Here is a 23692-nt window from a genome sequence, read left to right as displayed (position 1 = left end):
TCAGTTTTCGCTGTCGTCTGATTCAGGCTGGCCGCCGTCGGTCTGGGGTTCGCCCCCGTCAGCCGCGGCCGGCCGCTCGTCTCGTTCTAGCTGTTGTTCCCAGCGGATGCGCAGGACGTTCCCGTACATCGACAGCACGAGCCCGACACCGAGGACGACCATGCCGAGGTTGATACCGATAGTCAACAGAATGCTCGACGGACCGCCGCCAATGGCGAGTTCGCGGGGCACCGGATAGCCCTCGTCGAAGATGCTCCCAATGAGCACGGAAACGATGCCGATGACGGTCATCGCGCCGAAGATCGTCGAGACAGTCCGCCAGGACGGGGACAGCGAGAGGCGTTCGATCCCCGTGGTGTCCGGCTCCTCGTCGTCGTCACCGTGGTGTTCGGGCACCATGCTTCGGGGAATGAACGCCTTCGTCTCGACGGGGTAGAAGGCAGGGTGCATCCCGTGCTCGAAGATGTGGAACATGACCCCCATCAGCATGATAACGCCCAGCAGGCCGTGGAACGTGACGAAGGCCATCGCGGCCGCCTTGGTCTGGAACATCGCGGCGAGGCCGGTCTTGCTCCAGATGAGCAGCCCCGAAATCGCTAGCAGGGTTAGCTCGATGGAGAAGATGAACACGACGCCCTTGCCGATGTAGGACAGTAGCGGGACCTCGTCGGCCTTGTAGCCGGCGAACTGCCGCGCGCTCGGGTGTCGTTCGTCGGCTCGACCGAGCACGAACTGGATATCCTGAATGAACGCGTCGACGTCGTCTTTCGCCGGGAGGATTTTCGCGAAGTTGCTCCGGCCGGTCGAGGAGATAAGCTGGAGCGTAATCCAGAAGATGACGAGTGCAACCAGCCCGATGCCGGTGATGCGGTGGATCGCCGTCACGCCTGAGGCCCCGCCCATCAGCGTCAGCATCCACCACAGTTCGTCGTTGAACATGATGGCGTAGCCGGTGAAAAACAGGAGGAACACGTCCAGCCCCAGCAGCGAATGGAACAGGGTCGTCACGCGCGTGAACTTCCCGTGGTCGAGATTGCTCATGCGCCGTCACCTCCCTGTCCGTCGCCGCGGGCCGGCGAACCACCGTCGGCCGCGACGGCCTCGCTGGTATCCTCACCCGGTTCGCGCATCTTGCCTGCCAGACGCTGGAACGCCGCCCAGTGGATGAACACCATCACGAGAATGAACGCGCCGAGGATGACGTCGGCCGCGTGGATGAGCGCGATGAGGAAATCGAGCGCGGGGATAGTGTTACCGAACACCCAGTCCGCGCCGATACCGCCGCCCGCGACGCTCGGGTTGACCCGGTACAGCGATTCATAGCCGAGTCTGAATCCCTGTGCCCAGAACAGCGCCAGCGCCGCGACAGCGAGGCCGACGACCGCGCTGACGAGCACCGAAACGCGGCTGTAGCCGTTCACCTCCGGGAGGTCTTCTGTGTTCGTCATTGGAACTCACTGGCGTCCTCGCCAAAGATGATGTCCATAGCCACGTCGTTGAAGAACGTGCCGCTGTCCCTGTTGTCCAGTTCGTCCGATATCTGGGCCGGCGTCCCGACCAGGATGGCGTCGGTGGCACACTCCTCGGCGCAGGCCGGCCCCTTGCCGACATCCTGACGTTCCTCGCACATGGTACACTTGTCCATGTTGCCACCGCTGCCGACGAGATTGGCAACGCCCTCGTCCTCGCTGGGGAACTGTGGCGCGCCGAACGGACACGCCGAGAGGCAGTACTGGCAACCGATACAGAGGTCGTCACGGACCCGCACGAAGCCGTTCTCCTTCGAGATGAGCGAGTCGGTCGGACACACCGAGACGCACGGCGCGTTCGAACAGTGATAGCACTGCATCGGCACGGCGGTTTCACCGGGTGACTCACCTTGGCCTATCGCCTGGCCGCTGCTGGCGTTGAGCCCCGATGCGGCTTCCTGGCCTTCGAGCATCGTCGCGATACTGATTCGCTGTTCGTCCCGTGGGACGTCCCACGTACGCTTACAGGAGACAACACAGCCACCACAGTCGATACACGCCTCAACATCCGGGAAGATGCGCGCATCCTCGCCGGTACTCATCACGCCGTCGTGCATCACTTCATTGCCTGTTGACATACTAGCTCACCTCATTGCACCGTCGAGTTGTCGCGGACATCGAAGTCCTTCTGCGTCCCGACGTCGTTCACGTCCTGCGGGAAGTCAAAGTCGAGGTCCACGTCGATGTTGTACCGGTCCAGTACCTCCGGTGTCGCCGGGTTGACCGCGACCATCGACACCTTCGTCTCCTGCATCTGGGTTTCCACGTCGTAGCCGCGGGACGTGATGGCGTTCGCTGAGTCCCCGATAGCGTAGGGAACGTGCCCGTCAGGGTACTTGTCCTCCAGACTCTCGCCTTTGAACACGCCGCCCCAGTGGTACGGCAGGAACACTTCTCGGTCGTTCGGCCGGTCCGTCACGCGGGCTTTCACCAGCACGGAACCGCGGTCCGTCGAGGAGATGACGACGAGGTCGCCGCCGTCAATGCCGAGTTCTTCCGCCTTGTTCGGCGTTATCTCAGCGTACATGTGCGGCTGGAGGTCGGCGGTGTGGATGTTGTTCCGCGTCTCCGCACCACCGCCCTGATGTTCGACCTGCCGACCGCTGGTCATGATCGTGTCCAGATCTGGCCCGTCGTCCTGATTGTGGATGATGTCCGTCGCCTGTTCCTGTTCGACGAGGTTGTTCTGGTCGAGGCGATAGAAGTTCCGCTGCTGGCCGTTCGCCGGCCATTCGTTCAGCAGTTCCGTGTCCGGCCCCTCAATGGGTTCGCGGTGCACCGGCACCTTATCGAGGAAGCTCCAGACGACGGCGCGTGCCCGGCCGCGCCCGGTCGGCGCGTCGGGCTGTTTGAAGTCGTACTGCTCGTAGAATTCGGGGTCGACGCCTTCCCCGATCATCGTTTCGAGATACTCGTCGAACACTGCGCTCCCGGTGTCGGGGTTGTTCAGCGCCTGCGCGGCGGTGTACACCGACTCCTGATTGTCGAGTGCGTACTGTTGCGGGATGGTGAGTTCGTCCGGCTGGACCTCCTGATTCGGATCGATGAGGCTCTGTGGCGGCGTCACCTTCCAGCCAGGGTACTCCGGGATGCCGTGGATCATGCCGTCCGCAGCCGTGTCGTCGTCGTCGGCCCATGCGGGGTTGTACGGTGCCCGGGTCAGATCGAGCGCTTCCTCCTGACTCTCGTAGCGGTCGCCGACAGCGTCGAGCGTCTCCTGCATCGGGTAGTCGTCGTCTGTCGGCATATCGGCCCAGTCTTCAGGCGTGGGTGCCGAGACGCCCCAGCGGGTCCGGAAGTCCTGGCCCCCGTTGTTGGGGTCCAGATCGTCGTTCCAGATAATCGGCGTCCCCGGATGGTCTTCGCCCCAGCAGGGCCAAGGGAGCATCCAGTATTCGCCCGCGACAGGCGTTCCTTCGGCTCCTTTGAGGTCCTCGTTGGAGAACGCGTAGTCGTACTCCAGATGTTGCTGGAGCCGTTCGGGCGTCTGCCGGTAGCCGATGGTGTTCGTCCCGAGGTTGAACTCGCGGACGACGCCCTCGTATGAGGACTTGCCATTGTATAGCTCCGAGCCCGCGCCCCAGTCGAAGTGTTCGCCAAAGCCTAGATAGCCAGCCAGTTCCTGCATGATCTGGAGGTCCGGCTTGGAGTTGTGTGCCGGCGAGCGGACCGGTTCGGACCACTGGACCGACCGGTTCGTGTTGGTCAGCGACCGGTAGTGCTCGTACTGGCTAGACGCTGGCAACAGCAGTACCGGCGGTCCGTCCTCGTAATCCGGCAGGACGCTCGCGACGGAGGGGAACACGTCGACGACGACCAGCAGGTCGAGGTTCTCCATCCCCTCTTTCATCTGCTCCATCTCGCTGATAGAGTTCGCCGAGTGCCCCCAGAAGACCGCGATTTTCGTCTGGTCGGGCTGGTAGATCGGTGTTTCCTGATACCGGTCTTCCTGATCAAGCGCCGATTCGAACCAGCGGGCCACGGTCAGCCCGTTCTGGAACATCATCGAGTTCTCCGCCGGGTTGTTCGGCCCGTGGGCGGTGTTCGGCGGCAGCGAATCCGCGTCCTCACTCCCTTTGTAGGTCGGGCTCTGGCGGACGTACTTCTCCGGCGACATCAGCTCGAACCGGTTGTACATATCCGCAAACGACGTGTCGCCGCTGGTCTCGGGCGTCCGGTCCCAGATTTCAGCCCACCACGACCAGCCACCCGGTGACAGACCGTAATACCCCGGCAGGATGTGGCTAGCGACCGCGAGGTCGGTCGCTCCCTGAACGTTCGCGTGTCCGCGCATGACCTGCAGCCCGCCACCGCTCCGGGCCGCACTCCCGGAGGCGAGGCTCGCCACCGCGTACGAGCGGATGTTCTGGGTCCCGTTGTTGTGCTGTGTCCCGCCCATCGCCCACTCGATCTGGACGTGTGGTCGGGCCTCGTCGATCATGTCGGCGATGCGCTCTATGTCCTCGGCGGACACCCACGTGATTTCCTCGACCGTCTCCTTGTCGTACTCGTCGAGTTCCGCGTCGACGTCTTCCCAGCCCTGGACGCGGTCAGTGAGCATATTCTGCCCAGTTTCGTCCGCGTCGGGGTCCATCGCGAGCCCGTGCTTGTCACGGAGCTCCTTGATGATGCCCATCATCAGAGCCACGTCGGTGCCCGGACGGAACCGCATGAACTCGTCGGCGTGAGCCGATGTCTTCGTGAACCGCGGGTCCAGATTGAGGATGGTTCCGCCCCGTTTCTGCCCTTCGAGAATGTGCTGCATCGCGATGGGGTGTGCCTCAGCCGGGTTCTGGCCGATGATGATGTTCAGGTCGAAGTTCCGGTAGTCCTGAACGGTGTTTGTCATCGCGCCGTAGCCCCAAGTGTTTGCCAGTCCCGTGACTGTCGTAGAGTGACAGATACGGGCCTGGTGGTCGATGTTGTTCGTACCCATAAACGCCGCCAGCTTCCTGATGGCGTAGGCCTCCTCGTTGGAGTGATGGGCGCTGCCGAGCAACATCACGCTCTCGCGACTGTGCTCCGCGTCGACGTCGACAGCCTCGTCCGGAGAGGTGTCGTCGTCGGGCCACAGGGCCCGGATGTCTGTCGCCAGACGGTCGTACGTTTCGTTCCACCCGAGTTTGCGCCACTCCCCGTCCTCCTGTATCATCGGGTGTTTGAGACGCTTCTCGGAGTGTTCGGTCTCGTATATGCCGGCCCCTTTCGAGCAGAGCGACCCGGCATTTATTGGGTGTTCATGCCACGGCTCCATGCCGACGAAGGAATTACCCTCCCGCTCACCACGGAAGCCACAACCCACCGAGCAGTAGTTGCAGATCGTCTTGGTCAGTTCGGTGTCCGTATCTGTCCCGTCCGTTTCCTCGCCATCCTCCTGAAGTGCCCGACCAGCGCCGCTGACGCCAAGGGCGACCCCGCCCGCGAGGGCGCTCGCCTTCATGAACGAGCGCCGGTCGAGATCCAGTGAGACTGGTTCCTGCTGTGTACTCATGGTGACTGGTGCCCACCCATCACCGATGCTGTCCGTGTTTGCCACGCAATCTGGTTTGTCATTGTCTATCTAGCCGTTGCACAAATTCAATGCCCTCCATGATAAAATGTGTCATAGTTAGCCATTATAGTTCATGAAATTTTCTGGCCTCCCCAGTATTTAGGGTTGAATTCATGAATAGATGTGTGAACACTCCGCAAGGTCTATTACCGGGACAGGATTTTGCATGATTAATGAATACAGGCGCCTTTGTGTGTTCCTGTGGGGGATCGTGTGACATCGACCTCGAAGCGGTTCGGGACGGTGTCGACGATGTCGATGTTGTCGCCAGTTCCGAACTGCTCTGTCAGGACGGCTTGGCGGGGATGTCACAGGTCATCGAGGAGTACGATCTCGATCAGGTCATCGCGACGACGCCGGAACCGTCGTGTCAGGACCGCATCCGCGGGCTTGCCGACGAACACGACCTTCATCCCGAGGCATCGGTGTTCGTCGACCATCGGGAAACCAGCGCCTGGGTCCACGACGAGACAGCGGCCACCGACAAGACGGCCCGTCTCATCAACGCGAAACAGGCCGGCCTCCGTGAGGAAGCGCCGTCGCGAACGGTGTCGAAAGACGCTGGGAACCGCGTCGCTGTCGTGGGCGACCCCGGCGCGGCGCGGTCACTGACCGACGATGCCGACGTGTTGTTCATCGCGGACGGGCGGGACTTCGCCGACGTGGACGGGCTCGGTGACGTGACGATGGAACGCGGGCGCGTCGTCGACATCGAGGGCTCCTACGGCGAGTACGAGCTCACGTTAGAGGCCCGCGTCACCGACGACTGTATCGACTGCATGGACTGTGTGCGCGAGGGGCCGGATGGGATGGTGACGGAGTTCCCCGTTGATATCCATCCGGACGCGCCCGACGGCGAGTGGACGAACACCTGCCCGACCGACGCCATCGATCTGGACGGCTTTACCCGTACTGTCGAAGTCGACCAGGTCATCTACCCCGGCGGCCGCGACGACGCTCGCGGCGGCCGGCTGGGCTTCTACACCGGGCCGGTCGACGCCGGAACCATCGCCGCAGTCGAATCGCAACTGGGCGGCATCGAGAAACCACAGTTCCTCGACCTCGAGATGGATGTCTGTGCGGCCGGGGCATCCAGTCAGGAGGGATGTACGGCCTGCGTCGACGCCTGCCCTCACGGCGCGGTCGACCGACCGACTATCGACTCCGTGGAGTTCGATGAGGTGGCCTGCGAGAACTGCGGGGCCTGTACGAGTTCCTGTCCGACGGGCGCGACACAGCTCCGCGAGCCCTCGAACCGACGGCTCGCCCGCGAAGTCGAGGCGTTGCTGGAAGACGATTCCGACGAGGGCTTGCTCTCGCGGGGCGACAGCGCAGGTATCGACACCCAGGTCATCGCGTTCGTCTGTTCGGAGTACGCGATGGACCGCCTGCGGGCGCACGGACGCAAGGCCGTGCAGTCAGGCGACCTCGACTACCCGCCTATCCTTCCGGTTTCGGTCAACTGCACGGACACGGTCGGCGAGGCACACGTCATGCACGCGCTTGCGGCCGGTGCGGACGGCGTCGCCGTCGTCGGCTGTGGTGGCTCGTGTCTGCACTCCGGCCCGGATCCCAAGCAAGAGCTAGTTGACCGGCTCAATCAGGCGACAACCGACCTTGGGCTCGGTGACCGGGTCGGCTTCTTTGCGCCCGAGGCCGGCAACCCCGAGGCGTTCGTCGAGTCGCTGTCCGGGTTCGTCGAGTTCGGGCTCGACGAGACACCGATTCCGGCCGGCGGCTACGAGGCGACCGGCCGCAGCGACGCCGACCGGGAGGACCCTCGCCCAAACCCCGATTTCGACAGCCACGGCTGGACCTTGGAGAGTGTTCGAGCTATTCTCGACCACGTCGAGCCCGAACGCGAGGTGATTCGCGGGCTGAAGGACTTCGGGGTTATGGATGTCAACGACGCGTGTACGCTGACGCCGACCTGTACGAACCTCTGTCCGACCGACGCCATCCAGCGGACCGGTGAGGGCGAACTGGCGTTCAACCACGCGGACTGCGTCAACTGCGGCCTCTGTGAGGAGGGCTGCCCGGAAACGGCGATTACGATGCACGACGGACTGGACCTCTCCCTGCTTCCCGAGAACAGGGGCGGCGAGGCCTGGGTGACCGTCCACGATGGCGATATGCTGGAATGTGTCCGCTGTGGCAAGCCCTTCACCAGCGTCGCCTCCGCCGACAAGATTGAGGAGGAGGTCGGCGATCAGGTCGAGGGTCTGGCTCCCGATGCCGACCACTCCGTCTTCGAGTACTGTAGCGACTGCCGGAGTCGTCTGCTGTTCGACCAGGGGGAGAAACGATGAACGACGCGGCCGTCTACGAGGCCCGCCTCGAACTGGTGGATTTCGTTATCGACGTGTTCTGGGACGTGCCCGAGGAAGCGTTCGTCGAGGGACTGTTGAGCGGCGAGGTGCAACTGCCGGAAGAATCCATCAACGACCAGCTCGACGAGGGCTTCGAGATGCTTGCGTCGTGGATCGACGAGAACGCCGACCAGTCGGTTTCGGCGGTGCAGGACACCCTCGAACGGGAGTACACGGACCTGCTTGTCGGCCCGCGACCGCCGGTGTTGCCCCACGAGACGAACTACCGCGAGGACACGGAGTTCATCGGGGAAGGGCTCGCCGAGGTCGATGCCAGCTACGCCGCGGCGGGCTGGGCACCCCCCGAGAACTACCCCGAAGAGGACGACTTCATCGCCGTCGAAATGGCGTTCCTGCGGTATCTCATCGAGCGCCAGCGAGAGGGCGACGAGGAGACCGTCGGCTACGAGCGGGTGTTCATTGAGCAACACCTCAGCGAGTGGGTTGTCGAATTCGCCGACGAGATGCGCGACGAGGCCGATGACGGACTGTTCCTCGCAGCGGCGCTCATCTGTGAAGGGCTCGTCCGCTTCGAAGACGAAATCGTCGCCCAGATCGGCTAGCAGGGCGGCTACCGGATTCGGAGCACGAGCCCGACGCTTGCGATGAGCCCGACAGCCATCAGAACCTTCACCGCGGGCAGCAGGAACGCCATCGCCTGTTCCATGAGAAAGAGCGACCGCCAGGTGTTGACCGACTGTGCGATGACCGCGACCGCTCCCGCGCCCGCGACCAGTACGCAGAGAAGCGTGACCGAGGCGGCCGCGACGACCCCGAATGGGTTCGCACGCAATCGCTCACGCATCGGGGACCACCCGCCGACCGACGACGAGAACCACGAACAGCGGGACGAGGACGACCAGCAGTCGGCTGACGAACAGCCCGATGTAACTGATAGTCGATTCGAGGTGAATCTGCCAGTGCCAACTTCCCTTGAGCTCGGCGATGAGGCCGATCGTGCCGACGACAAGCAGTGACAACGCCAGCAGCGTAGCGAGGGTGTAGACCAGAATTCGGAGATAGCCGAGAAGTGACGCGGCAGTCAGCCGGGAGTTCGATTGTTCGGTGGCCATCAGGTACCGTCCCCAGCCCAGTGCTGCTGATAGATATCGTACGTGATGACAGCGAGGACGACCAGCCCGACACCGAGGACTGCCGCACCCATATCGGGTGGAAACGGGAGGTTAAGTCCCGATTCCGAGTGCATGAGTGTAGTTAACATGAAGTGAGGTACGGACTGGCAAGTAAAAAACCGTTGTGACCTGTTCTCATGAGACAAAGTTTTTCTCCGCGTAGCCCTACCCTGTGATAGTATACCATGACTTCGCGCCGTGGGCTGCTACTTCGGCTCTCCGCACTCACCGGAGCGGCCGGTCTCAGCGGCTGTTCATCCCTGCTAGCCAGGCAAGCGGAGTCGCCGACGGGTGACCTCGACCCGAACCCGCGGGCCGACGACCTCCCGATACGGCAACACGCTTGGAACGAGCGCCTTCGGAGCGACGGCGCTGGCAACGACCTGTTGCCACGTCATTTCCGACTGTTCATGCTCGACCTTGATGCCGCCCCGTCGGATTCTGCCGCGGAGACCGTCGAGCTAGCGATGCGGACGCTGGAGGACGCCTACGAGTTCAACAGTGCAGGGCTCCTGCATATGCTCGGCTGGGGGACGAGTTATTTCGACACCTACGGGTCGCTCGATTCGTCCCCGATACGCAGCCCGCGGGTCCTCTCCCGGACCGACGACCCCGACTTGCAGTCTTTCGACGCGATGCTCGTCCTTGCGAGCGACGTTCCGTCGAACCTCGCCGCCGCCGAGTCGGCGATGTTCGACACGCGGCCGAGGCTTGCGGATGCGGAGGTGCAGGGTCGACTCGGCGACGTGTTCTCTGTCGCAGACCGCCGCGGCGGGTTCGTCGGCGAAGGGCTTCCAGCGGCCCACGCCGACGCGGAAGGCGTCCCCGCCGATATCCCCGAAGAGTCACATATGTTCTCTGGCTTTTTTGCCGGCCGGGCCGGCACGCAGGCCAGCGAGGACCGCGTCACCATCGACGACGGCCCCTACGCTGGCGGGACGACAATACACCTCTCACGAATCAACGAGGCCTTCGACAACTGGTGGGAACTCGCCCAGTCCGACCGCGTCAAGCGACTGTTCTCGGCGGAGTTCTCCCCGGAGGACATCGACAGAGGGAGCCTCCCCTTCGCCGAGATGGTCCGTGAGCACGCGAGCAGCGAGGGAACGGTCGGCCACTTCGAGAAAGTGGCCCGCGCCCGCAAGGATGGGGAGCCGCTTCTCCTCCGGCGCGACTTCAACACGATTGACGGCGGCCAAGCCGGGATTCACTTCCTCTCGCTCCAGGAACGCCCGCGTGATTTCGAGGAAGTCCGGGACGCGATGAACGGCTGGTGGCTCCGGGAAGAACACGAAGAACTTCGGGACCGGCAGAACAACGGCCTGCTGGAATTTATCGAAGTCGCGTCACGCTCGAACTTCTACGTCCCGCCGCGTGACAGACGGGCCTTTCCGGCCCCATAGCTGTCGCTCGCGTGCAGGGTGGGCCACGAAAATAGGACAAGACCTGACGCCGATAGCGGTTCACTCCTCGTCGTCGTCCGATGTCGTGTCGTTCTGGTTCACGTCACCCGGCCAGACGCCGTGGTCCCAGACCTCGAAGTCGTTGAATGTCTCTGTCGCACCCTTGGGTTTCCACTCGCTTTTTTCGTGTGCCATTGTGTATCATCTGTCTCAGTGGTCGGTCTTAAACTTTGGTGCCGTCACTCAGACGGCGTTCCCGGCGGTTTCTGCTCGTCCGTAACTTCATCAAGGAACGCGTTGGCGTAGAGGTCGACGTGCATCTTCAGGACCGCGCTCTCGTCGATGCCACTCTCTTCGGCCTGTCGACGGAGCAACGCGGCCAGTTCGGCTGTTGGTTCGTACCGTACCTCGCGACCGTCGACCTCGAACGCCACGTCGTGGGACTGTGAGACGAGGTGCTCGACCTCCAGTAACGCCTGCTCGACTTTCGTCTCCATCGCCTCGTCAATGTCCTCTAATCGCCGGTCAGCCCACTCCTCGGCGGCCGCATACAGTCGGTCACTCACCTCGAAGGCGAGCGTCAAAACGACACCCCCTCACCCTCGAACTCGGGCGTCCACAGCGTCGTCTCCTCACACACTGGACAGTCCTGTCGGCGCGGCTGTCCCTCGAACGCCGAGAGGTCTATCATCTGGCCGCATTCCTCGCAACTGTAGTAGGTCATTCTTCGGATGGCGGCCACGACTGTGGGGCCGGGTCCGACTCGGTTATCTCGGAGTACAGGACCACGAGCGCTCCGAGCACGATGGTCAACACCAGCACCCCGGCGATGCCGCCCAGCGCGTTCTGGCCGACATACGTTTCTGTGCCGGTCGCGAGGTCGATGGTCGACAGTACTTCGAACAGCGTCAGTAACAGCCAGACGAAGGCACCCAGTACCACGAACGTGAGTATCTTCGACTGTCGGACCGCGGTTCGGAGTGTCATTGTCGTTCGTGTATGACAATGACCAGCAAGCATTATAAATATACGGCGTCACTCATCAGCGAGGTCCCAGTCCGCTTTCTCGGCGGCGTCGGCAAGTGGGATGAACTCCCAGCCGGTCCGCTCTGCAATCGGCTCGTCGTCCGGGCGGCCGACGAGGACCATCCGCTCGGCGTAGAACATAGAGTGCTTGTCGATGTCGGCAAGTCGCTCGGCTGGCTCCTGGCCCGCGCCGCTGAAGAAATCGGCGTCGATGCCATGGTCGCGCTGGAACTTGTTGATGACGAACGCCTCCACGTCGCCGACGATACCGACCCAGTCGGCCCATCCCCGCGCCTCACGGAACACCAGTTGCGGGTCGGCGAACTGCCGGGCCGCGTCGTAGGTCACGGCCATCGTCATGTCGTCGATACCGCCGCCGTGCGGACCGCTCGCTTCGACAGACGTCTCGCCAGCAGCGGGGTCCTCGGCGACGTTCGAGGCCGGGTCAGTGTCAGTCGCGGCTGCGCCGCCGCTGTCCGTCGGAATGCCGACCGGCTTGTCCTTGTTCTCCCGCGGGACGTGGGGGACCGGCTGTCCCCCGGGGTCTGCGCTGGCCGTCTCTCCGCTGTTCCTCTCGGCATCAGTGGCCGCGTCGGGACTCGTATTTATGGCTGCAGCGGGACTGCCAGCCTCGGCGTCGCTGTCGGGCCGTACCGATTCAGTCCCAGTTGCTCCGGTGTCGGGTTCATCCACGGGGTCGCCTTCATCGCTCCAGAACCAGTCGCCCCGGTTCGGCGTCTCTTCGTCGTCCTGTACGTCGAGTTCATCGAGGTCTATTTCGTCTGTCATTCTCCGAGTGCTGTGTCCGCTGGTAGTGTCGACTGGTCGACGGCGTCCGCGAGGCCGAGTCGTTCGATTGTCTCGGGAGTGGGGTGGCCATCGGCGTCCCAGCCCCGTTGCCTGTAGTACTCGTCGAGCATCGCGTCGAAGGATTCGGTGTCGATTGCCGCGCCAGCGTTCGGGCCAGAATCAAGCGGTTCCTGCAGCTTTGCCGGCAGTTCGTCGTCGGCCCGCGAAATACCCTCGCGGACGTTGAACAGGCGCGTGAGTGTCCAGACCCGCTCGCCAACTGTCGCAAGGTCGCCGTCCGTGTCCAGTCCGACTGCATCAAGCCACTCAGCGCCGAGGTCGTCGAACGCGTCGCCGACGAAGTCGTCCACGACGAGACACCACAGCACCGAACGCTGGTCCTGTTCGCGGATGACGGCCGCGGCCGCCCGCTCGGGGCCCCAGTTGCCATCGAACCCCTCCCGCTCGATGGGGAGCGCCCGCCGATGACAGGCCCCGCGGTCGCTGGTCGCGTACGCCAGTGCCATGCTCCGTGCGCCGCGGGGGTCGTACGCGGGCAGTTCCATGGCCTTGACCGTCGGCAGGAGGTCGTCCCCGCCTAGACGGGCCGAGGCCGCGTCAACGCCGTCGGCCAGAGCGTCGCCGAGCGTCGACTCCCGCGCGACGATTTCTTCGAGGAGCGCTCGCGCGTCGTCAGGACTCCCGTAATCGAGCGATTCCGCAAGCAGGCCGGCGTCGCCGGCTTTGATAGCCCACGCGACGGCGCTTCCGGCGCTGATGAGGTCGAGCCCCAGTCGGTTGCATGTCTCGCCCAGCGTCGCCACGGCGTCGAAGTCGTCGATGCCAAGCCCGGCCCCAAGGCTCATCGCCGTCGCCCCGCGGGGCACGGTCTCGCCATCTTCAGTCTGGACGCGAAAGCCGCCGGGACTGTCCGCGTCGTCGTACTCTCGGCCCGCGGCAAGTTCTTGTACGGCCTCGATACCGACGCTGTCGGCCCCCTCGAACTGGCCGTCTTCCCAGCCGCGCGTCGAGAGCGCGCCGATCGCGTTGGCGAAATCGACTGTCTCGACGGTCCCGCTGGCGTTGAGCCACTGTCCGGTGTCGCCCTCGCGGTACCGCTTGGCGTACTGCTCCCGTAGCTCCGCGAGGTCCGTCGGCGGCTCACCGCGGACGACGACGGCTTTCAGCCGTTTTGCGCCCATCACTGTTCCGGCACCGCCCCGCCCCGCGTGGTGTTCGCCGCCGTCAGAAGCGATAGTCGCGAACGCGACGCCCTGCTCGCCCGCCGGGCCGATACACGCCACCGCAGCCTCGGGGAACGCTGCGTCGGTTTCGGCCGTGTCCCGCCCCCACGTGTCGGCAGGTTCGACCGTCGCGCCGTCGGCCTCGACGACGAGTTTGACCGGCTCCGAAGCGCGCCCGGTGACAAGAATCCCGGTGTGGTCCTGCAACGCGCCGGCCAGCGTGTCCGGGAACGTCCCGCCCGCATAGGAGTCGAGGAAGCCGCCAGTCAGGGGCGACTTCGTGACCGCCGCGTAGCGTGTCTCGCCGGGGAGCAGCCCGGAGACCGGCCCGAGCATGAACAACAGGACGTTCTCGGGGCCTAGCGGGTCGGTGCCGGCGTCGAGTTTGTCGTACAGGTACCGAGCGCCGAGTCCCTTGCCGCCCACAAACTGGCGACGCCAGGCCTCCGGAACCGGACAGCTCTCGACCGATGCCGACGACAGGTCGACGTGGAGCATCCGGTCCCGATTGGCTACTGTCATCATACCTCACTCTTCCGTCTGTCGACTAAAGGATTACCCACAGCACCAAGCACCTTTCTGCCAGACCCGAGAAGGCAGGGTATGCGCGCAGGTGTCATCGTTGCGGGCGGTCGGTCGACGCGGTTCGGCGACAGCGACAAAGCCGTCGCCGACCTCGCTGGGACACCGATGGTCCGCCGCGTCGCCGACCGCCTTGGCGAAGCCGTCGACGAACTCGTCGTGAACTGCCGCGAGGACCAGGTCGAGGCCATCGACACGGCGCTATCGGACCACACGCTTGAGCCGACGTTCGCGCTCGATGAGGACCCCGACCAGGGACCGATGGCTGGCATCGCGACCGGGCTGGGGGCCGTCGACAGCGAATACGCTGCGGTGGTGGCCTGCGATATGCCCTTTGTCGACCCAACGTTCGTCGACTACCTGTTCGAGCGAGCGGCGTCCCACGAGGCCGCAGTCCCACGTCCGGACGAGTGGTTTCAGACGACACAGGCGGTGTACCACGCCGACGCAATGCATGACGCCTGTCAGCGAGCACTGGAGCGCGGTGAGCACAAAATCGTCGAACCGTTGTTCGACATTGAGTACGTTGTCGTTGAGCGCGAAGACGTGCTCGCACACACTTCACTGGATACGTTCGAGAACCTCAACACCCGTGAGGAGTTCGAGGCTGCGGCCGAGCGGTTCTGAACGAGCGGGCCGGTGTCGCCTCGCTCTCAGACGACTGCCACCAGCGGGTCGTCGCTCCGCATCTCAGCAAGGACGACACGCGGCACGTCGGCTTGGTCGTGAATCGCCTCGGCAACGGCCCGCGCGCTTGTTTCGAGTCCCGCGTCATCGACCATGTTGAGCAGCGGAACCGCGGTCGCGTTGGCTGGCACGTCTTTCAGCCCGCCCTGCTCGTGGGCGAGGACCGCAGCGACGTCTTGCGGTCGAATCTCGTCACCGCGAGCGAGCCCGGTAATCGCGGTAACTTCGTCGACCCGGTGGACGATGTCGTCGGTCAAGGGTTCGCCGATGACGTGGGCGCTGGCAATCGGGACGACGGTCGAGGCCGACGTGGGGAGCTGTGGCTCGCGGTCGCTCGGCGCTTTGAACTCTCGCATCCGCGCGCCGTCGGCTTTCACCAGAATCGGATGGTCGATATCAGCCAGGTCGGCAACAGTCCCCGGGTCGTAGCCGCGGTAGCGGTCCGGTCGCTCCTGTGCCGGGACGACGCCTAGCGGCCACGCAGACGCCTCGTCAATGGCTGTCCGTGGGGTTTCCGTCACGACAACGTCCTCGACCCACCCGTCGAAAATCGGAATCCGAACCGTCGCGGTGACGACGGCGTGTTCTAGTCGCGCTGCGAGCGTCGCCATCGTCGTTTTCTTGCCCCCAGCGCCGACAAAGCAGATGGTCCCATGTCGTGCGTCTAGCGCGTCGACGATGTCCATACGCAGTACACGGCGGTCGCCTGATTAATCGTTACCCCGTGTCCGATGACGGAACCGGACCAGTCACGCCATTTAATAGGCTGTGCTGTGAACAGTTAGCAAGGATATGCTCGAAGACGACTTCGGTCGCGAGGTCTCCGGTGTCCGCGTCTCCCTCACCGACCGGTGTAACTTCGACTGCGTCTACTGTCACAACGAGGGGCTGGGCGACACACGGGGCCCGATGGAGGCACAGGACGATGAACTCACTGCTGACACCATCGTGGCCTTCCTCGAAGTCGCCGCCGAGTTCGGCGTCGACTCGGTGAAGTTCACCGGCGGGGAGCCGATGCTCCGGGAGGACCTGGAGGAAATCGTCCGGCGCGCCCCCGACGAGATGGAGGTGTCGATGACGACCAACGGCACCTTCCTCCCCGGCCGCGCCCCGGACCTCGTCGACGCGGGCCTCGAGCGGGTCAACGTCTCGCAGGACGCTCTCGACAGCGAGGCCTTCGCCGAACTGACCCAGAGCGGGGCCTACGACCGCGTCCTCGAAGGGGTCGAAGCGGCGCTGGACGCTGGCCTCGAGCCGGTAAAGCTCAACATGGTCGTCTTCGAGCCGACCGCGGGCTACGTCCCGAAGATGGTCGACCACGTCGCCGAGAACCCCGGTCTCCAGCTCCAGCTTATCGAGTACATGCCGGAACTGGCGGGCCATCCGGAGTGGGCCATCGACATCGACCGCGTCCACGACTGGCTCGAAGACCGCGCCGACAAGGTCGAACACCGCGAGATGCACGACCGCAAGCGCTACTGGATGCACAGCGGCGAGGCGGCGGTCGAAGGTGATAGTGCCTCCACCTCGTTGGCCGCGTCCGACGGCGGGATACGAACGGAGCCGGTCAACAACCACAACAGCGGGATGGTCGAAATCGTCGACCCAGTCGGCAACGAGAACTTCTGTGCGAACTGTCATCGCGTGCGGCTCACCCACGACGGCTACCTCAAGGGCTGTCTGAACCGCAACGATGACCTGCGTGACATCGGCACGACCAAAGAGTCGATGCGCGCCGCGTTCCGCGAGACGGTCGACACTCGCGTCCCCTACTACGGCGAGTACATGATTGAAACCGAGGACGGCGAGTGGGAGATAAACGAGGAGTACATCGACACCGACGGGGACCGTGCGCCCTACGAGTACTCGGAGTAGCGGCCGCCGCGGAGGGGTTCGCTCACTGTTTCGCCGTCTGACACGACCGTCATGAGTTTCACGTTCCGCGACCAGACGACAGTTTCGCTGTCGTGGAATGAACTGACCGGCGCAATCGGGGACTCGGCGACGGTACTCCCAGTTGTTGTCGCCGTCGCCGTGCTGACGAAGCTCTCGCTCCCGGTCATGCTCGTCTGGTTCGGCGTTTTTCAGGTCGTCTGGGGGCTGTACTACGGTGTCCCCATATCAGTCGAGCCGATGAAGGCGTTCGCCGCGCTGGTCATCGCCGGGACCATCTCGACTGGCGAACTCGTCGTTGCAGGGCTTTTGCTGGCCGGCATCCTGCTCGTGCTTGGAACCACACAGTCGCTCGAAGTGGTCAATCAGTACGTCGACGATACCGTTGTCCGCGGGGTGCAACTCGGCGTCGCGCTGGTCCTGCTCGAAACCGGCATCGGTCTTGGGCTCAACGACCCAAGACTCGTGACTATCGCCGTTGGCATTGTTGCCGTCCTTGCGGTGGTCGGCCACAGCGGGCAGAGCGCCTTCGCCGTTTTTGTCCTTGGAGCCGCTATCGCCCTCGTGGAGACCGGGGTTCCGACGCCGGCCGTCCCAGCGGTTGACGCCATGTTTATGCTTCCGACAATGACGCTATCGTTGCAAACGGGGGAGGCCGTCCTCGCACAGATCGCGGTCACGGTCGGCAACGCCGCCCTCGCCACGTCGGTCCTGCTCGCCGATTATTTCGACCGGGACGTATCTGCGGACCAGCTCTCGAACAGCATGGGGCTGATGAATCTGGTCGCGGTCCCTTTCGGCGCGTTCCCGATGTGTCACGGGAGTGGCGGTGTCGCCGGGAAGTACGCATTCGGGGCCAGAACGCCCGGCGCGAATCTGCTACTCGGTGCGGGCTACGTGCTGACTGCGTTCCTCGCCGTCGGCGTCATCTCGGCCTATCCGACGGCGCTACTCGGGGTCATTCTGGTACTGATCGCACTCCAACTGGGCTGGACCGGGGTTTCCAGCACGGATGACTTGGCAGTTGTCGCTGCAATCGGTGTCGTCGGCGTGCTCGTCAACCTCGGCCTCGCGCTCGTCCTCGGCGTCCTCGTCCAGCAACTGCGTGCCCGACTGTAACTCAGCGGCTGGCCCCCACACGCTTGTAGCAGGAGCCCGAAGGGTCGACGAATAAATGCGCCCCGCAACAGAACTTGAAAATCTACTCGGAGAGGCGGAGTCGCTCACGATTGTCTGTCACAACAACCCTGACCCCGACTGTCTGGCCAGCGCGCTGGCGCTCGGTCGCATTGCGGCCGCCGTCGGCATCGACGAACGACGCATCCTCTACAGCGGCGAGATATCACACCAGCAGAACCGCTCGTTCGTCAATCTGCTGGAGATGGACATTCAGGAGTTCGATAGAGCCGACGTGATTGACCGGGACCCTTCGGAACTACTCGCCTTCGTCGACCACTCGATTCCAGGGGCGAACAACCGGGTTCCCGATGATGTCTCGGTCGATATCGTTGTCGACCATCACCCCGCCGAGGACATTACAGCCAGGTTCGTCGACCACCGTGTTGAGATCGGCGCGACGGCGACGATACTGACCGAGTACCTCCGAGACCTCAAAATCGAATTCGATGACCGTTTGGCGACAGCGTTGCTGTTTGCCATCCGCCGGGAGACGCTGGGATTCCTGCGCGGCGTGACGCCGGATGAGTACGGGGCGGCCGGCTTTCTGACGGACACGGCCGATTCGGACCTGTTGCGACAGCTCTCTTCGCCGTCGATCAGCGGTGCAACCGTCGACGCTATCGCGGACGCAATCGGAAACCGGACAGTCCGCGGGTCGGTGCTGATTTCACACGTCGGCCGGACGCCCGAGCGGGACGCCCTGCCGCAGTCGGCTGACTATCTGGCGACGCTTGAGGGCGTCGAGACGGCCATCGTCTTTGGCATTGTCGAGGACACGATTCAGCTCAGCGCCCGCTCGACGGACTCCCGGGTCAACATCGGTGACATTCTGAGTGAGTCCCTGAGCGATGTGGGGAGCGCAGGGGGACACCGCGAGATGGCCGGCGGCGAAATCCCGCTTGGCATCTTCGCCGATTACACGAGCGACGACACCGTGCTTGTCGATATTGTCGAGCAGGTGATTTCGGCGCGGCTCTTTGCCGGGTTAAATCTCTCGGAAGACAGCTAAGCCGCTGTTCAGGACAGCCGGAACGTTTCGAGGTTCTTCGGGTTGTGCGTCCGCATGTTGAACTTCTGGTACAGCGCCGAAGAGAGCTGGTTCGTCGTGGACGCGTCGCCGTGGACACAGAGGATCTTCTCCGGCCGCGGGTGCATTGTCTCGACGAACGACTCAAGCCCCTGTCGGTCGGCGTGGCCGGAGAAGCCATCGACCGTCTCCACGTTGAGTCTGAGGCTCACCCGCTCGGCGCGTGGCCCGCTCGTGTCGCCAAGGGTGATTTCGTCCTGTCCGCGCTGAATCTGGCGACCGAGGGTGCCTTCGGCCTGATAGCCGACGAACGCCATCGTGCTGTCCGGGTCGCTGCCCAGCAATCGGAGCCAGGACATCACGGGGCCGCCGGTGACCATTCCGGAGGTAGTCAGGATAATAGCCGGTTCGTCGTCGGCGATGTCCTGTCGCATCTCGTCGCCGCCGTCGACCTGCTCGAACTGCTCGGCGAGGAACGGGTTCTCGTCTTCGTAGAGGATTCGCTGGCGGAGGTCGTCCCGGAGGTACTCCGGGTACGCGGTGTGGATAGCCGTCGCCTCCCGAATCATCCCGTCGAGGTACACCGGCATCGTCGGAATATCGCCCTTCCGCATCGCTTCTTCGAGGACAAGCATGAGTTCCTGCGACCGCCCCACGGCGAATGCCGGAATCAGTACCTTGCCGTCGTTCTCGTAAGACTCGTTGATAACGTCTCTGAGAACCCGTTCGGAGTCAGACTGGTCGGTCTGGTAGTCGTTCTTGCCGCCGTAGGTCGACTCCAGCACGAGCGTCTCGACGCGGGGGAAGTCGTTGACGGCCCCGTCGAGCAGGCGGGTGTCTTTGTAATGGATGTCCCCGGAGAAGGCGACGTTGTAGCGGCCCTCGCCGATATGGAAGTGACACACTGCCGACCCAAGGATGTGGCCGGCGTTGTGCATCGTGAGCTTGATATCCGGCGCAATGTCGGTGACGTTGCCGAACTCCAGCGGAATCGTGTGTTTCAGTGCGTCCCGGACCTGCTGGCTCTCGTAGGGCGGTGTCCGCCCTTCCTTCGAGGCCACGTCGAGGTAATCCAGCTGGAGCAAGCCCATCAGGTCCCGCGTCGGTGCAGTCGTGTAAATCGGCCCGTCGTAACCGTATTTGAACAGAATAGGAATGAGCGCGGAGTGGTCGAGGTGGGCGTGTGTCAGGACGACGGCATCGAGGGAGTTCGGCCCCGCAGCGAGCGCTTCGGGAGCCTGGAGATACGGAACCTCGCCCTCAGCGCCGGGTTTGTCGCCACAGTCGATGAGGATGCGGGACTCCGGCGTCGAGAGGATGAAGGCGGCGCGCCCGACCTCACGACAGCAGCCGAGCGTGGTGAGTCGAACCCAGTCCTCGTCGCTCGTGGTTGGGCGGTTGATCTGTCGACCGACGCGCTGGAGGATATCTCGGCGTTCTTCGCGTTCCTGTTTGAGGTAGTTCCGGACGTTCGAGACAGTCGAGGACTCCATCGGCGGCGTCCGGACGACCTCGGGGGTCCAGCCGACGGATGCAGAAATCTCGTCCAGCGTTGCCCCGTGGCGGCCGATGACGCGACCGGGCTTTTCGGCCTCAATAAATACCTCGCCCGTCTGGCGGTCGAAATCCAGATTCTGGACGCCGGCGTCCTCGGGAATCGTCTGCGTGATTTGGGCCCGGGCTTCGTTCGGCGGCACGAGGGCTTCCTGCGTGGGGCGAACGTTGATGCGTTTGCGGAGCGTCTGTGCGAGATTTCTGACGATGCCGTCGCGGTTGGCGACCGTCTGCGCGTCCGGCGTGTAAATAACTAGTTCCGGCCCCTCGAACGCGACCGATTCGATTTCGATGTCGTCTGGTGTCTCTTCTTCGACCTGTGCTTTGATTCGATCAAGTGTCTCGTCTGCGGAACTCATAAGTTTGGAGATGGAGGCCCGATAGCCGTCGGAAAACCACGGCTCTCGACTGCCGTTATCTAGCGGGAGTGCAAGCACGGTAAAGAACCTTTGCTTGTCTCGTTATGTCATTGCGTGGTCGTGTCTCGGCAAGAACCGGCGAATTTTAGTGTTGGACTGCGAGTTGTATCTATATGGGCTTTGGTAGCTACGATGAATCCGAACAGAAGGACAACGACGTAGACGCGGACGACAGCGAGGGCGTTGCGGTCCACGAGAACGACCACGACGGGTCGGTCTCCTTCGAGACGGAGGCGACCACGAGCGACCTCGTCGACAAGCTCGGCGATATGAAAGACGAAGACGAAGAGTAACGCCGCCACTCCCGACCGCGCTTACTGACCGACTTTTTGTGCAAGTTCGCCGCGCTCGTCGAGCTGTTCGAGGATGTCACTGCCACCGATGAACTCCCCGTCGACGAACGTCTGTGGGATCGTTTCGCGCCCGCTGTGGCGCTCCAGAGCTTCCCGATAGGCGTCGGTCGCTTTGAGCACGTCCACTGTCTCGATGTCGTCGCGGTGTTGTTGCAGTAGTGCGAGTGCCTTCTTCGAGTAGCCACACTGTGGCATCAGCTCGTTGCCTTTCATGAACAGCACGACCTCGTTGTCCTCGATGACACTGTCTACCTGCTCCGTGACCTCTTCCGGGGAAAGTTCTTCGGGCTCGAATGCCATACCGCCACTAACGGCGTCGGCAATAAAGGCGTACCGACGGGGCGAGTGAGGCCCCATCACCGAGACCCGGCTACTCTGCTTCCGCAGGTGTCAGCGTCGTCAGCTCGATGGCGTGAATGTCGCGAGTGAGATGGTCCCCCAGCGCGTCGTGGACGAGCTGGTGCTGGTCAACTAGCGACTCCCCTTCGAACACCGGCGAAACCACGCGTACGGCGTAGTGTTTGTCGTCGTCAGGGTCCCGCGGTGTGGTGACCGTCGCCTGTGCTTCCGGAAGCGCTTCCTCGATGAGTTCGGCGACCGCATCCTCGTCCATACGCGTTCTGAAGAGAGCGGCGGGCAAAACAGTTGGCGTCACAGTCGCGTCGTGGGCACCAACTGAGCGACAGTGCCCGGTCGAAGGCGGCCAGTCACAGGGGTACAAGCCCGCCAGTCACGACCGGTTTGGCGAACTGCGCCGTGTCCGTGTCTGTGGTGACCGGCTGTGAATCCCTGCCGGCTGAACCACAGGTGTTTGTGCCCCGGATGCGTAGACCGCATATGAGCGACGCAACGCTCGTCTACGACGACGACTGTGGCTTCTGTACATGGTGGGCGGACTTCATCGGCGAACGGTCTGATCTCGAAATCGTTGGCTTCTCTGCGCTCGGCGACGACCTGCTAGAGCGACTCCCAGACGACTACGAGTCCTGTTCGCATCTGGTGACCGAGGAGGATGTGTATTCCTGCGGGAAATCCATCGAAACCGCGCTTACATACACCGGACTCGGCAAGCCAGCACGACCGCTGGTCTCGTTCCTCCGGCAGTTCGAGGACTACGAGCGGTTCCGCGAGCGGGCCTATCGACAGGTCGCGGATAACCGTTCGAAGTGGGGGAAGGTCATGTCAAAGACGCCGCCAGCGCGCAGGGATAACTCGGACTGACGCCACATTCCCAAAACTGCTGGACGACGTTCACACATCGATCAGCGGTAGTCCGCGACAGTCGCCCGTCCACTCACCTCATCAGTTGCTGGTGGGTCGGCTTCATACAGCGGTCCTGAACGACGCGGCGGCCAGCCGCCTCAGCGCGTTCGACGGCGTCGTCGTCGTGGATACCAAGCTGGAGCCAGATGACGGCGTCGTCGTCGCGTTCTAGGGCCGCGTCAACGATGTCGCGGACCTCATCGCTGGGCCTGAACACGTCAACGATGTCTATTTCACCCGGAACCTCTGCCAGTGAGTCGTAGGCCTTCTGCCCGAATATCTCGTCAGCGAAGGGGTTGACCGGAATTACCTCGTACCCCTGTTCGCTAAGGTACTTCGGAATCTCGTGGGCGTCCTTGCCGGGGCTGGTCGAGCACCCGACGACGGCGACGCGGTCATGTTCGAGAATCTCCCGGAGTTCGTCGTCCGAAGTAACAGGCATACACGAAGGTTCGTCGGGCAGCAACAAAAGGGATTGCCTGCTGGACCTATTCCGCGGGCTCGTCGGCCTCTGTCGGTTCCTGCAGGTACGTTTCGCCCCACGCGGCCATTTCGGTGATTACGGACTCCAGCGACTCCCCGTGTTTGGTGAGCGAATAATTGACGCGAAACGGCTGTTCGTTGATTACTTCGCGGTCGACGAGCCCTTTCTCCTGCAGGTCTTCAAGGCTGTCAGAGAGGACTTTAGAGGAAATCCCATCGACGTTCTCTTTGAGTTCGTTAAAGCCTGATGGGCCGTTATCAAGCAATCGGTGGATGATAACGGGGTGCCACTTCTTCCCGATAAGGGACGCCGTCGTGGTTATGGGGCACCAGTCCTCGCCAGCACACCAGACGGAGAGCTTCTCGGGTGAATCGCTCATATCTTGTCGGGATTTCGGCCGCGGCCGGCTAATAACTACCCCTGTGCAAGTAGCCGGACTCCATCGTTTGGGAACCACATCGAGAGACTCAGCAGGACATCGCACACTGAGGCCTACCCAGAGCTATGAGCTATTATACCCGAGTGTGTCCCTCTCCGCTATTTCCTGCGGCGCGGTTACGCTGGGAGAGAGTAGCCATATCGCTCTTGCGTAGGAGATTGTGGATATTGTTGAGCGGCAGCTGTGGATTCGAAGAGGACAAGGGCACCGCGTCAGCGGTGCCCGACACGAATGATTCCGCTAGATGTGTTTGGATCGGAATCGGTCG

The 23692-nt window shown here is 63.2% G+C and carries 28 protein-coding genes; 9 read left to right on the top strand and 19 right to left on the bottom strand.

Annotated features, from left to right (window positions below):
• From G9463_RS16455 to G9463_RS16440, 4 genes are read right to left on the bottom strand one after another with little or no spacing between them, the layout of a single operon-like run.
• Nucleotides 1–1041 carry a cytochrome b/b6 domain-containing protein gene (locus G9463_RS16455; protein ID WP_165897293.1) on the bottom strand — a complete coding sequence of 347 codons (1041 nt, stop codon included), beginning with the start codon at nt 1039–1041 and terminating at the stop codon, nt 1–3.
• The gene (locus G9463_RS16450) at nt 1038–1448 is read right to left on the bottom strand and encodes a hypothetical protein (protein ID WP_007187734.1); all 411 of its coding nucleotides are present in this window, start codon (nt 1446–1448) and stop codon (nt 1038–1040) included. Before G9463_RS16450 ends, G9463_RS16455 begins: the two co-directional genes overlap by 4 nt.
• The gene (locus G9463_RS16445; protein WP_049944150.1) at nt 1445–2107 is read right to left on the bottom strand and encodes a 4Fe-4S dicluster domain-containing protein; all 663 of its coding nucleotides are present in this window, start codon (nt 2105–2107) and stop codon (nt 1445–1447) included. The genes G9463_RS16450 and G9463_RS16445 overlap by 4 nt, the downstream gene beginning before the upstream one ends.
• Before the next feature lie 11 nt (nt 2108–2118).
• The gene (locus G9463_RS16440) at nt 2119–5520 is read right to left on the bottom strand and encodes a formate dehydrogenase subunit alpha (protein WP_165897292.1); all 3402 of its coding nucleotides are present in this window, start codon (nt 5518–5520) and stop codon (nt 2119–2121) included.
• 233 nt (nt 5521–5753) lie between these two features.
• Between G9463_RS16440 and G9463_RS16435 the strand changes: the two genes are divergently transcribed.
• Complete coding sequence (locus tag G9463_RS16435) at nt 5754–7889, top strand: hydrogenase iron-sulfur subunit (RefSeq protein WP_165897291.1); 2136 nt, start codon at nt 5754–5756, stop codon at nt 7887–7889.
• Entirely contained in the window at nt 7886–8512 is a 627-nt protein-coding gene (locus tag G9463_RS16430) for a molecular chaperone (RefSeq protein ID WP_165897290.1), read from the top strand. Before G9463_RS16435 ends, G9463_RS16430 begins: the two co-directional genes overlap by 4 nt.
• An 8-nt stretch (nt 8513–8520) precedes the next feature.
• On the opposite strand, the gene G9463_RS16425 is transcribed toward G9463_RS16430, so the two are convergent.
• The 3 genes from G9463_RS16425 to G9463_RS16415 are packed head-to-tail and all read right to left on the bottom strand — an operon-like array spanning nt 8521 to nt 9171.
• Nucleotides 8521–8754, bottom strand: a complete 234-nt coding sequence (locus G9463_RS16425; RefSeq protein ID WP_004956847.1) for a hypothetical protein — start codon at nt 8752–8754, stop codon at nt 8521–8523.
• Nucleotides 8747–9022, bottom strand: coding sequence for a hypothetical protein (locus G9463_RS16420; protein ID WP_011223557.1), 276 nt, complete (start codon nt 9020–9022; stop codon nt 8747–8749). The genes G9463_RS16425 and G9463_RS16420 overlap by 8 nt, the downstream gene beginning before the upstream one ends.
• A complete protein-coding gene (locus G9463_RS16415) occupies nt 9022–9171 on the bottom strand; it encodes a hypothetical protein (protein ID WP_011223556.1) in 150 nt (49 codons plus the stop codon). The genes G9463_RS16420 and G9463_RS16415 overlap by 1 nt, the downstream gene beginning before the upstream one ends.
• A gap of 96 nt (nt 9172–9267) precedes the next feature.
• On the opposite strand from G9463_RS16415, the gene G9463_RS16410 reads away from it, so the two are divergent.
• Nucleotides 9268–10485 carry a hypothetical protein gene (locus G9463_RS16410; protein ID WP_011223555.1) on the top strand — a complete coding sequence of 406 codons (1218 nt, stop codon included), beginning with the start codon at nt 9268–9270 and terminating at the stop codon, nt 10483–10485.
• 60 nt (nt 10486–10545) lie between these two features.
• Here G9463_RS16410 and G9463_RS24365 read toward each other — a convergent pair whose 3' ends face one another.
• From G9463_RS24365 to G9463_RS16385, 6 genes are read right to left on the bottom strand one after another with little or no spacing between them, the layout of a single operon-like run.
• Entirely contained in the window at nt 10546–10680 is a 135-nt protein-coding gene (locus G9463_RS24365; RefSeq protein WP_004956837.1) for a hypothetical protein, read from the bottom strand.
• 44 nt (nt 10681–10724) lie between these two features.
• Nucleotides 10725–11069: a hypothetical protein gene (locus G9463_RS16405; protein WP_004956834.1), complete on the bottom strand. Its 345-nt coding sequence runs from the start codon at nt 11067–11069 to the stop codon at nt 10725–10727.
• Nucleotides 11066–11209, bottom strand: coding sequence for a hypothetical protein (locus G9463_RS16400; RefSeq protein ID WP_004516231.1), 144 nt, complete (start codon nt 11207–11209; stop codon nt 11066–11068). The genes G9463_RS16405 and G9463_RS16400 overlap by 4 nt, the downstream gene beginning before the upstream one ends.
• Nucleotides 11206–11472, bottom strand: coding sequence for a hypothetical protein (locus G9463_RS16395; RefSeq protein ID WP_165897289.1), 267 nt, complete (start codon nt 11470–11472; stop codon nt 11206–11208). Before G9463_RS16395 ends, G9463_RS16400 begins: the two co-directional genes overlap by 4 nt.
• Before the next feature lie 48 nt (nt 11473–11520).
• A complete protein-coding gene (locus G9463_RS16390; RefSeq protein ID WP_165897288.1) occupies nt 11521–12300 on the bottom strand; it encodes a hypothetical protein in 780 nt (259 codons plus the stop codon).
• Nucleotides 12297–14069: an aldehyde ferredoxin oxidoreductase family protein gene (locus G9463_RS16385; protein WP_127014695.1), complete on the bottom strand. Its 1773-nt coding sequence runs from the start codon at nt 14067–14069 to the stop codon at nt 12297–12299. The genes G9463_RS16390 and G9463_RS16385 overlap by 4 nt, the downstream gene beginning before the upstream one ends.
• 78 nt (nt 14070–14147) lie before the next feature.
• Between G9463_RS16385 and G9463_RS16380 the strand changes: the two genes are divergently transcribed.
• Nucleotides 14148–14753, top strand: a complete 606-nt coding sequence (locus G9463_RS16380; protein WP_165897287.1) for a molybdenum cofactor guanylyltransferase — start codon at nt 14148–14150, stop codon at nt 14751–14753.
• Nucleotides 14754–14779: 26 nt separating this feature from the next.
• Here the strand turns inward: G9463_RS16380 and yqeC are convergent, their stop codons facing one another.
• The gene (yqeC, locus tag G9463_RS16375) at nt 14780–15499 is read right to left on the bottom strand and encodes a selenium cofactor biosynthesis protein YqeC (RefSeq protein ID WP_165897286.1); all 720 of its coding nucleotides are present in this window, start codon (nt 15497–15499) and stop codon (nt 14780–14782) included.
• 106 nt (nt 15500–15605) lie between these two features.
• Between yqeC and moaA the strand changes: the two genes are divergently transcribed.
• The 3 genes from moaA to G9463_RS16360 are packed head-to-tail and all read left to right on the top strand — an operon-like array spanning nt 15606 to nt 18894.
• Nucleotides 15606–16688, top strand: a complete 1083-nt coding sequence (gene moaA, locus G9463_RS16370; protein WP_004956809.1) for a GTP 3',8-cyclase MoaA — start codon at nt 15606–15608, stop codon at nt 16686–16688.
• Between the two features lie 51 nt (nt 16689–16739).
• Nucleotides 16740–17825: a putative sulfate/molybdate transporter gene (locus G9463_RS16365; protein WP_165897285.1), complete on the top strand. Its 1086-nt coding sequence runs from the start codon at nt 16740–16742 to the stop codon at nt 17823–17825.
• A gap of 55 nt (nt 17826–17880) precedes the next feature.
• A complete protein-coding gene (locus tag G9463_RS16360; protein WP_004956804.1) occupies nt 17881–18894 on the top strand; it encodes a bifunctional oligoribonuclease/PAP phosphatase NrnA in 1014 nt (337 codons plus the stop codon).
• An 8-nt stretch (nt 18895–18902) separates the two neighbouring features.
• Here the strand turns inward: G9463_RS16360 and G9463_RS16355 are convergent, their stop codons facing one another.
• On the bottom strand, nt 18903–20825 hold the full coding sequence (locus G9463_RS16355) for a beta-CASP ribonuclease aCPSF1 (protein WP_007187723.1): 1923 nt from the start codon (nt 20823–20825) through the stop codon (nt 18903–18905).
• Between the two features lie 173 nt (nt 20826–20998).
• On the opposite strand from G9463_RS16355, the gene G9463_RS16350 reads away from it, so the two are divergent.
• The gene (locus G9463_RS16350) at nt 20999–21178 is read left to right on the top strand and encodes a DUF5786 family protein (RefSeq protein ID WP_004516241.1); all 180 of its coding nucleotides are present in this window, start codon (nt 20999–21001) and stop codon (nt 21176–21178) included.
• Nucleotides 21179–21199: 21 nt separating this feature from the next.
• Here the strand turns inward: G9463_RS16350 and G9463_RS16345 are convergent, their stop codons facing one another.
• Nucleotides 21200–21538: a glutaredoxin gene (locus G9463_RS16345; protein ID WP_004956798.1), complete on the bottom strand. Its 339-nt coding sequence runs from the start codon at nt 21536–21538 to the stop codon at nt 21200–21202.
• Nucleotides 21539–21608: 70 nt separating this feature from the next.
• Entirely contained in the window at nt 21609–21851 is a 243-nt protein-coding gene (locus tag G9463_RS16340) for a BolA/IbaG family iron-sulfur metabolism protein (RefSeq protein WP_004956795.1), read from the bottom strand.
• Nucleotides 21852–22075: 224 nt separating this feature from the next.
• On the opposite strand from G9463_RS16340, the gene G9463_RS16335 reads away from it, so the two are divergent.
• A complete protein-coding gene (locus G9463_RS16335; protein WP_165897284.1) occupies nt 22076–22459 on the top strand; it encodes a DUF393 domain-containing protein in 384 nt (127 codons plus the stop codon).
• Between the two features lie 73 nt (nt 22460–22532).
• On the opposite strand, the gene G9463_RS16330 is transcribed toward G9463_RS16335, so the two are convergent.
• Both G9463_RS16330 and G9463_RS16325 read right to left on the bottom strand, forming a co-directional pair.
• Nucleotides 22533–22943 carry a CoA-binding protein gene (locus tag G9463_RS16330; RefSeq protein ID WP_011223545.1) on the bottom strand — a complete coding sequence of 137 codons (411 nt, stop codon included), beginning with the start codon at nt 22941–22943 and terminating at the stop codon, nt 22533–22535.
• Between the two features lie 46 nt (nt 22944–22989).
• Nucleotides 22990–23364, bottom strand: a complete 375-nt coding sequence (locus tag G9463_RS16325) for a helix-turn-helix domain-containing protein (RefSeq protein ID WP_165897283.1) — start codon at nt 23362–23364, stop codon at nt 22990–22992.
• Nucleotides 23365–23692 lie beyond the last annotated feature (328 nt).

Origin of the sequence: Haloarcula sp. JP-Z28, from assembly GCF_011440255.1 — an archaeon.
In the GTDB taxonomy this organism is placed as follows: Archaea; Halobacteriota; Halobacteria; order Halobacteriales; family Haloarculaceae; genus Haloarcula; species Haloarcula marismortui.
Note: the sequence above shows the minus strand (reverse complement) of the source record. Positions and strands in the feature narration are given on the sequence as shown.